Below are 9,099 nucleotides of genomic sequence, written 5' to 3'. Positions count from 1 at the left end.
AGCGGGTGGCCCTCGGGCAGGTCAACGACGTGCCGGTGCGCAGCAGCCGGTCGCTGACCGAGATCGTCCGCGCGAACGTCCTCACCCGGTTCAACGCGATCATCGGCGTCCTCTGGGTGATCATGCTGGGCGTCGCGCCCTTCCAGGACAGCCTGTTCGGTTTCGTGATCCTCGCCAACACCGGGATCGGCATCGTCCAGGAGTGGCGGGCGAAGAGGACCCTGGACTCCCTGGCCGTGATCGGCGAGGCCCGGCCGACGGTGCGCCGGGACGGGGTGAGCGCCGGGATCGGCACCTCGCGGATCGTGCTGGACGACCTGATCGAGATCGGGCCGGGCGACAAGGTCGTCGTCGACGGGGTGTGCGTGGAGGCCGACTCGCTGGAGATCGACGAGTCGCTGCTCACCGGTGAGGCCGACCCCGTGGTCAAGCGGCCCGGGGACCGGGTCATGTCCGGGAGCTTCGTGGTCGCGGGCGGCGGCGCCTTCCAGGCGACCAGGGTGGGGCGCGAGGCGTACGCGGCGCAGCTCGCCGAGGAGGCGTCCCGGTTCACGCTGGTCCACTCCGAGCTGCGCTCGGGCATCTCCACGATCCTCAAGTACGTGACGTGGATGATGATCCCGACCGCGACCGCGCTGATCATCAGCCAGCTGTTCGTCAAGGACGACGACCTGAAGGACTCCCTCGCCCGCACGGTCGGCGGGATCGTCCCGATGGTCCCCGAAGGGCTGGTGCTGCTCACGTCGGTGGCCTTCGCGATCGGGGTCGTCCGGCTGGGCCGCAAGCAGTGCCTGGTGCAGGAGCTGCCCGCCATCGAGGGCCTGGCCCGCGTCGACACGGTCTGCCTCGACAAGACCGGCACCCTCACCGAGGGCGGCATGGACGTCACCGGGCTGCACCTTCTCGACACCGGCACGGGCACCACCACGGGTGCCGGTACGGACACCGGCGCCGAGGAGGCGTACGTCCGCAGCGTGCTCGGCGCCCTCGGCGTCTCCGATCCGCGGCCGAACGCCTCGCTGCGGGCGATCGCCGACGCCTGTCCGGCCCCCGGCGACTGGCGGCGCACCGCCGCCCTGCCCTTCTCCTCCGCCCGCAAGTACAGCGGTGCCGCCTTCACCGAGGGCGACGGGACTGCGGCTCCCGCCTCCACCTGGCTGCTCGGCGCGCCCGACGTCCTGCTCGGCGCCGACGACCCGGCCCTGGCCCGCACGGAGCGGCTGAACGAGCGGGGCCTGCGGGTGCTGCTCCTCGCCCGCACGGAGCGGCCCCTGGACGACCCCGAGGTCGCCGTCGGGGTCCGCCCCACCGCGCTGGTGGTGCTGGAGCAGCGGCTGCGGCCGGACGCGGCGGACACGCTGGCGTACTTCGCCGCGCAGGACGTCGACGCCAAGGTCCTCTCCGGCGACAACGCGGTGTCGGTCGGCGCGGTCGCCGGGAAACTCGGGCTGGCGGGGTCCGTGGTCGACGCGCGCGGACTGCCCGCCGAACCGGAGGCGATGGCCGGGGCCCTCGACGGGGGCACCGTGTTCGGGCGGGTCACCCCGCAGCAGAAGCGGGACATGGTGGGCGCGCTCCGGTCCCGCGGGCACACGGTCGCGATGACCGGCGACGGGGTCAACGACGTGCTCGCCCTGAAGGACGCCGACATCGGGGTGGCGATGGGCTCCGGCTCGGAGGCCACGCGGGCGGTCGCGCAGATCGTGCTGCTCGACAACGGTTTCGCCGCGCTGCCGTCGGTGGTGGCCGAGGGACGGCGGGTGATCGGCAACATCACCCGGGTCGCGACGCTGTTCCTGGTGAAGACCGTCTACTCGGTGCTGCTCGCGGTGCTGGTGGTGTGCGCGCAGGTGGAGTACCCGTTCCTGCCGCGCCACCTGACGCTGCTGTCCACGCTCACCATCGGCGTCCCGGCGTTCTTCCTGGCCCTCGCCCCGAACAGGGAGCGGGCGCGGCCGCACTTCGTACGGCGGGTCATGCGGTACGCGATCCCCGGCGGCGTGCTGGCCGCGCTGGCGACCTTCGCCACCTACCTGCTCGCCCGCCACCACTACGGCGGCGAGGAGGCGCTGGCCGCGGAGACGAGCGCGGCGACGCTGACGCTGTTCCTGGTCTCGATGTGGGTGCTGGCGATCATCGCCCGCCCGTACACGGGGTGGCGGATCGCCCTGGTGGCGGCGATGGGCGCCGGATTCCTGCTGGTGCTGGCCGTGCCGTGGCTCCAGGAGTTCTTCGCGCTGAAGCTGGTCGGACCGACGATGCCGTGGACCGCGGTCGGCATCGCGGTGGCGGCGGCGGCCGTCCTGGAGGTCCTGTGGAGGTGGGTGGACCGGCGCTTCCCCGCCTAGGGCGCGCCCGGCCCGGCGGACGCGTACCGGCCCCGCACGGGCGCGGCCCCACGCCTCGGGAGGCGTGGGGCCGCGTGATCAGGTGTCCGGGGTGGCTTACTTCACGTCGACGAAGTCGCCCGCGGCCTTGATGGCCGGGGTGGTCGAGGTGCCCTCGAAGTTGAAGCGGTGGTAGCCGTCGACGGAGGCCTTGACCGTGGTCTTCAGGTTGCCCGTCGAGTTGGTCTTGATGGTCTTGACGGTGGTGTAGGTGCTGGAGCTCTTCTTGCGGAACTGCAGCTTCACCGACTGGTTGGCGTAGCCGGCGTACTTGAAGGTCTCCCAGTTGGCGCGCGACAGCTTGCCGGTGACCGTGATGGTGCTGCCCTTCTTCACCGGCTCCGGCGCGGCGTTCACGGTCAGCTTGGAGATGCGCTGGACGCGGTGGGTCTGCTGGTAGTCGTTCCAGTAGACGCTCCCGTCGCCCGCCAGCGCGCCGACGGTCACCTTCCAGGTGCCGGCCAGCGCGTTCTTGTACAGGTCGCTGCCGGGGACGGCGGTGAAGGTCAGCTTGCAGGTCGAGGTGGTGGCGCTCGCGGCGGTGCACGTGGCCATGTCCTCGTTCGGCATCAGGAGGCCGTCGAGGCCCTCCTCGAAGTCGGGGCCGTGCCACAGGTCGACGTACGCGTCCAGGATGCCGGTGGCGTGCTTGGCGGTCACCGAGACCGTGAAGTTCTTGGCGTTGGTGGTGCCGACGGCGATGTCCTTGCCCGCGTTCACCGTCACCTTGGACACGGTGGGCAGGGCGGCCGTCGCGACGCGGAACGCCGACTGCCCGTTGGAGGTGCCGAAGCGCTCGGCGGCGGTGGTCTTGTCCAGGTTCGGACCGTCGGGGCCGTCGGCCTGCGCGGCCGGGACGGCGAGGGCGGACAGGGCCAGAGCGCCGGAGAGTACGGCGACGGTGGCGCGAATACGCATGCGTTCCCCACGTGGAGAAAGGGACCCCGGCGGCCGACGTTATGGATACGTCATCCAGCGGCTCGTCGTCACGACCGGGACCCGAGTGACCATGGAGTCTGTTGACTCACATGATCAGATACGGCACATGGCCGAATGGTTGTACGAGAATGGAAAAACATGTGTAGGAAATTTCAAGATCAGCGATCCGACCGAAGCCTCCTCCCCCTCCTCCCCCACCGGCCCGCCACGGCCCGGGGCCGCACCGGGGCGGTGAGCCCCTGATGCTGTGGCGCAGGAAGAAGTCCGAGGACTCCCAGACCCAGTCGCGCAGGAGTGAACTGGGAGCCCAGCTGTCCACCCCGGTCCGCACCTTCCTGGCGACCGAGGCGGGCAGCGCGGGCCTGCTCCTGGTGGCGGTGGCGGTGGCCCTGATCTGGGCGAACTCGCCCTGGTCGGAGTCGTACACCTCCCTCTGGCACACCGACCTGTCCCTCTCCCTCGGCGGTGCCGAGCTGTCGATGGACCTGGGGCACTGGGTCAACGACGGGCTGATGGCCCTGTTCTTCTTCGTCATCGGTCTGGAGGTCCGCTACGAGGTCTCCGTGGGCGAGCTGAACAGCCGCAGCCGGCTCATGATCCCGGCCCTCGCCGGGATCGGCGGCATGGCCGTGCCCGTCCTGCTGTACCTGCTGATCGCGCCCGGGGGTGACGCCGCCCACGGCTGGGGCATCGTCATCGGCACCGACACGGCGTTCATGCTGGGCGCGCTCGCCATCGTGGGCCCGCGGTTCGTCACACAGCTGCGCGTCTTCCTGCTGGCCATCACCGTCATCGACGACATCGTGGCCGTCACCGTGATCGGCGTGGTCTACTCCGGCAGCATCAGCGTGCCGGAGCTGATCGTCGCGCTCCTCCTGGGCGTGGTCCTGTCCGCGCTGACCCGCTTCGGCGTCTGGCAGGCGGCCCCGTACGTCCTGATCGTCCTCGTGATGTGGCTCGCCACCCTCCAGGCGGGCCTGCACGCCTCCATCGCCGGCATGCTCGGCGGTCTCCTCATCCCCGCCACGAGCCCGTCGCGGGAAGGGGTGGAGCAGGCCGCGCGGCTCTTCCGCGCCTTCCGCCAGTCCCCCCTCGCCGACGTCGGCAAGACGGCACGCAAGGGGCTCCAGAAGGCCGTCTCCGTCAACGAGCGGCTCCAGACGGTCCTGCACCCGTGGTCCAGCTACGTCATCGTCCCGGTGTTCGCGCTGGCCAACGCGGGTGTCGACCTGCGCGACGGCGTCCTGACCAATGCCCTGACGTCCCGCGTCACCTGGGCCGTGGTCGCCGGTCTGGTCCTCGGAAAGCTCATCGGCATCTGGGGCGGTGCCTGGCTCGGCACCCGCACCGGCCTCGGGAAGCTGCCGACCGGGGTGGGGCACGGCCACGTCCTGGGCGGCGGCGTGCTGTCCGGAATCGGGTTCACCGTGTCCCTGCTGATCGTCGGGCTCGCCTTCGAGGACCCGGTCATCCGCGCCGAGGCCACCGTCGGCGTCCTGCTCGCGGCCGTGTTCGCCGCCGCCGTCGGCTGGCTGGTGTTCCACCTGGCCGCCGTCCTGCGCGGCGAGACGGACGCGGACCTGCCCCGCTACCTGGACCGTCCCGTCGATCCGGAGACCGACCACATCCTCGGGCCCCCGGACGCACCGCTCACCCTGGTGGAGTACGGCGACTTCGAGTGTCCCTTCTGCGCCCGCGCCACCGGCGTCACCGCGGAACTGCGGCAGCGTTTCGGCGACCGGTTCCGCTACGTCTTCCGGCACCTGCCGCTGCCCGACGTGCACCCGCACGCCGAGCTCGCCGCGCGGGCGGCCGTCGCCGCCGACTACCAGGGCCGCTTCTGGGAGATGCACAACCTGCTCTACGAGCACCAGGACGAACTCGAGTACGAGGACACCGCCGGTTACGCCGCCGACCTCGGACTCGACGTCGAGAGGTTCCTGCGCGACCTGGAGGACGAGAGGACGGCCGCCCGGGTCCGGGCGGACGCGGCCAGCGCCGAGGCCAGCGGTGCCCGCGGCGCCCCGACGTTCTTCGTCGGCAACCGCCGGCACACCGGCCCGTACGACGCGGCGACGCTCGCCCGCAAGCTCGAGGAGTACGCGGCGGAGTCCGGCGCCCAGGCGCCCACGACATAACGGGCACCCGTGGGCGTCCGTCACCCCGCGGGGTGACGGTCACCCGCGGGGCGACCGAACCGTCCGCCTCCGACGAGGGGGCCGGGGCCGGACCGGCCCCGGCCCCCTCGCCGTCTTCCGTCGCGGTCAGTCGAACCAGCGGTCGCGGGCCAGTTCCTCGGTCCGGGACGGGTCCTCCAGCAGCGCGGCGACCTCGAAGCGGCGCGGCCACTGCCGGGTCGCCCACGCCAGTCCGGCGGCGACGCCCTCCAGGGTGGCCGCGTGCAGGACCCCGTCGCGGGTCAGCCGCCAGTCGATCTCCACACCGTCCACGACGAGTTCCCCGTGCTCGACGTAGGTGGCGGGGGTGCCCGGCCCGAGCAGCACCCGCACCGGCTCCGGTACGTCGTGCTCGGTGCCCTCGGTGTCCACGTCGCCGGTCACGGACTCGCTCAGCCGCCGCACCTGGAACAGTTCGGCCAGCTCGGCGGCGCGCGAGGGGCGGACGGGCAGCAGGGCCGTGCCCCCGGTGAACGGCAGCAGGTCGGGCGAGTCGACGACCACGGCGTCGGTGGCGTCCACCACCTCGACCCGGCCGTCGACCACCGCGCGCAGTTCGTCCGGCAGGGTCACCCCGTCCGGGTCCAGGCCGGCCAGCGCCCCGTAGAGGGCGTGCAGCTGGCCGGGAGTGACCTCGCGGTCGGGGTCGGCGAGGCGGTCGAGGAGTTCGGCGGCGCCGCCCGGTTCGTCGAGCAGCGCGGACACCGACGTGCGGACGCCGAGGGCCCGCAGCACCTGCTCGTCCTCGAAGCCGGTGGCGTCGGCCTCGTCGTACAGGCCGCGCAGCAGCGGGTCGCTCCCGGCGGCGCGCAGGCCGGCCGGGCGGCGGCCGCCGAGCACCGGGTGCCCGCGCAGCCACCACGCGGTGTAGGGGCGCACGACCTCGTGGGTGCCGTCCGGCAGCAGGACGCGGACCGGCTGGGTGAGCGCGTCGCGCAGCGGCGGGCGGGAGAGCAGGGCGAGGGCGCGGGGCCACTGGTCGTCGTCCACGAGGTCGAGGTCGCGGACGGCGACGAGTTCGGTGGCGACGGGCGGTACCGGGCTGTCCGGGAAGCGGTCGAGGACGTCCTCGCTCCACACGTCGACGGCGTCCAGCAGGCCCACGTCGTCGGGTTCGGCGAAGTCGCCCTCGCGGGGTTCGAGTTCGTCCGGGTCGAGGACGACGTCGGTGGCGCGGACGAGGACGAAGTCGACCAGCACGCCGCAGGCGGCCAGCGGGGCCTCGCCCCACCTGTCCGCCAGTTCGCGGTCCACGGAGGCGAGTTCGCCCTCCCGCATCACCTGGGCGAACGGGCCGTCGGGGAAGACCAGTTCGCAGGCCGGGGAGAGTTCGCCGTCCTCGTCGGGCAGCGCGAGGGCGCCCAGCCACGGCTCGTCACCGGGTTCGAGGCCCGCGTCGCGCACCAGCCCGAGCACGGTGTCGGCGAGTTCCTCGGCGTCGGGTGCCTCGTCCTCCCAGTTCAGGGGGCCCTCGTCGTCGAGGGAGGCGGCGACGGCGGCCCGCACCTGCGGGGTGGTGAGCACCGCGCGCGGGGTCGCGGGGAGGGCGCCGAGCTTCTCCAGCAGGGGGTGCGCGGCGTCCGGGTGGGCGACCTTGAGGCCGAGCCGGGCCAGGGTCGCGGGGTCGATCCGGGCGGCCTCGGCGCCGGGCAGCAGCACCTGCCGGGGGCCGGTGGCGGTCCTTCCTCCCCCAGAGCCGAAAGCCTGGGAGGTGCCCCCAGCGAGCGGCACGGGCAGTCCGGAGAGCCGGTCCGGGTCGACGCCGGCGAGGCTCTCGTACAGCCGCCGCCACCATTCGGGCGACTTCTCCAGCCCGGCCAGCCGGTCGATCGCGTCGGCCAGCGGGAGGCGGGCCACGCCGAGCGTGCGCAGTTCGGCCCGCCGTTCGAGTCCGGCGGGCAGGAGGGTGGGCAGCACCTCCGCGAGGACCCGGACCGTGTCGGCGCCGGCGCCCTCGACGACCTCGGCCTCCCGGGGGCGCAGCGTCTCGGGCAGGTCGGAGTCGTCGTCGTGTCCGGTGGGCCGGGCGGCGGGCGGCAGGAAGGAGGTGCGCGGCAGCCGGCCGAGGACGGCCTGCCGCAGGGCGCCGTCCAGCTCGCCCCGGCCGAGCGGGCCGGGCACGAGGTCGATGATCCCGGTGGTCACCGGGCGCCATGCGGCGAGCAGTGCGCTGTAGGCGTCGGCGGCGCGCTCCACCAGGAAGTCGGTGAGCGGGCCGGGGGCGGTGTGCCGGCGGGTGGAGTCCAGCGGGAAGGAGGCGATGAGCAGGGCCGGGACGCCCAGAGGCTCCTCGCTCGGTGTGGGCGCGTGCACGACCGGGCTGGTGCGGGGCCGGGCGGGGCCGCCGTCGGCGTCCACCGGCACGGCCCACGTCACCGACCAGTGCGGGCGCAGCCGCTCCTCGACCGGCCGGTCCGCGAGCAGGTCCGGGGTGAGCGGCCCGTGCGCGGTGGCGGTGCGCCAGCGGGTGGTGCCGTCCCGCGAGTCCTCGATCACCGTGAGGGCGCCGTCGTCGCCGCGGCGCACGGTGCGGGGCGGGGCGTCGCCGATCTCGACGACGACGTCCGCGAGGCCGGGCAGGGCGAGCAGCAGGGCGTCGTCGACGGCGTGCAGCAGCCGCTCGGCGAGGTCGGCGGCGGCCGCGTCGCGCAGCGGCAGGATGACGGCGGTGTCGTACGGGCCGGGGGCGGTGCCCTCGGCGGTGAACGGGAGACGGAGCAGGGGTACGTGCCCGTCGCGCCGGCGGATCTCGTCCCCCAGGCCGGGGCTGCCCTCGGCGCTCTCACCGGCCAGTGCGCGCGCCTCGGCGAGCGACCAGCGCACCCCGCCGTGCCGGCCGACCACGGCGGGTTCGTCGGTGACGGCGAGGACGGCGGCGAAGCCGACCCCGAACCGTCCCACCGCCCGGTCGGGGGTGTCCCGCTTGGCGGAGGCCCGCAGCGTGGACAGCGACTCGACCCCGGCCGCGTCCAGCGGGGCGCCGGTGTTGGCGGCGACGAGCACTCCGTCGCGCAGGGTGAGCCGGAGCCGTCCCGGCACTCCGGCGCGGGCGGCGGCGTCGGCGGCGTTCTGCGCCAGCTCGACGACGAGGCGGTCCCGGTACCCGCCGAGGACGAGGTCCTCCTCGGCGTTGGCGTCCTCACGGAACCGTGCGGGGCTCGCGGCCCAGGCGTCCAGCACCCCGCGCCGCAGCCGCGCCGTACCGAACGGGTCCGTGCCCTCGGCAGCGGGCCGTACGAACTTGCTCACGGTCACTCTCCTCATCGGCCCTGATCGGCGTGAGGTCGAAGGTACCGCGCCGGGGGTGCCCGGCGAGTCGGGCCCGGCCCGGCCCGGGGCGGTACGCGCGGAGGAGGGTGTCCGGCCGAAAACCGTGAGCACTTGGCGGACAAGTGTCACATACGCGCTCAGATGAGCGATGTCGGGACAACAACGGCCGAAGTGCTCACGGTTCGGGGACCGCGTGCCGCACCCCGGCCCGTCCCGCACCCCGGCGTCCCGGTCCCGCGCCGCGACCGTCCCACGGCTGCCGCACCCGCCCGGGCGGAAGGGCCGTGCTCCGGGGGACGGGGCCCAGAGCACGGCCCTTCACCACG

General features: G+C 73.7%; 4 protein-coding genes. 2 read left to right on the top strand and 2 right to left on the bottom strand.

The window, feature by feature from the left end; all coding sequences use genetic code 11:
* Positions 1-2,348 (top strand): HAD-IC family P-type ATPase (locus AOK18_RS20595; protein WP_055695330.1); only part of this gene is annotated, 2,348 nt, incomplete at its 5' end.
* Between the two features lie 96 nt (positions 2,349-2,444).
* Here AOK18_RS20595 and AOK18_RS20590 read toward each other — a convergent pair.
* Positions 2,445-3,305: a DUF5707 domain-containing protein gene (locus AOK18_RS20590; protein WP_055695327.1), complete on the bottom strand. Its 861-nt coding sequence runs from the start codon at positions 3,303-3,305 to the stop codon at positions 2,445-2,447.
* Positions 3,306-3,568: 263 nt separating this feature from the next.
* Here AOK18_RS20590 and nhaA point away from each other — a divergent pair, with 263 nt between their 5' ends.
* A complete protein-coding gene (nhaA, locus tag AOK18_RS20585; protein WP_079105112.1) occupies positions 3,569-5,464 on the top strand; it encodes a Na+/H+ antiporter NhaA in 1,896 nt (631 codons plus the stop codon).
* Positions 5,465-5,590: 126 nt separating this feature from the next.
* Here the strand turns inward: nhaA and AOK18_RS20580 are convergent, their stop codons facing one another.
* Positions 5,591-8,752, bottom strand: a complete 3,162-nt coding sequence (locus AOK18_RS20580; RefSeq protein ID WP_055695328.1) for a sacsin N-terminal ATP-binding-like domain-containing protein — start codon at positions 8,750-8,752, stop codon at positions 5,591-5,593.
* Positions 8,753-9,099 lie beyond the last annotated feature (347 nt).

The sequence above is a fragment of the Streptomyces prasinopilosus genome, from assembly GCF_001419695.1.
Classification (GTDB): Bacteria; Actinomycetota; Actinomycetes; order Streptomycetales; family Streptomycetaceae; genus Streptomyces; species Streptomyces prasinopilosus.
This window is presented reverse-complemented; position numbering and strand designations above follow the sequence as displayed.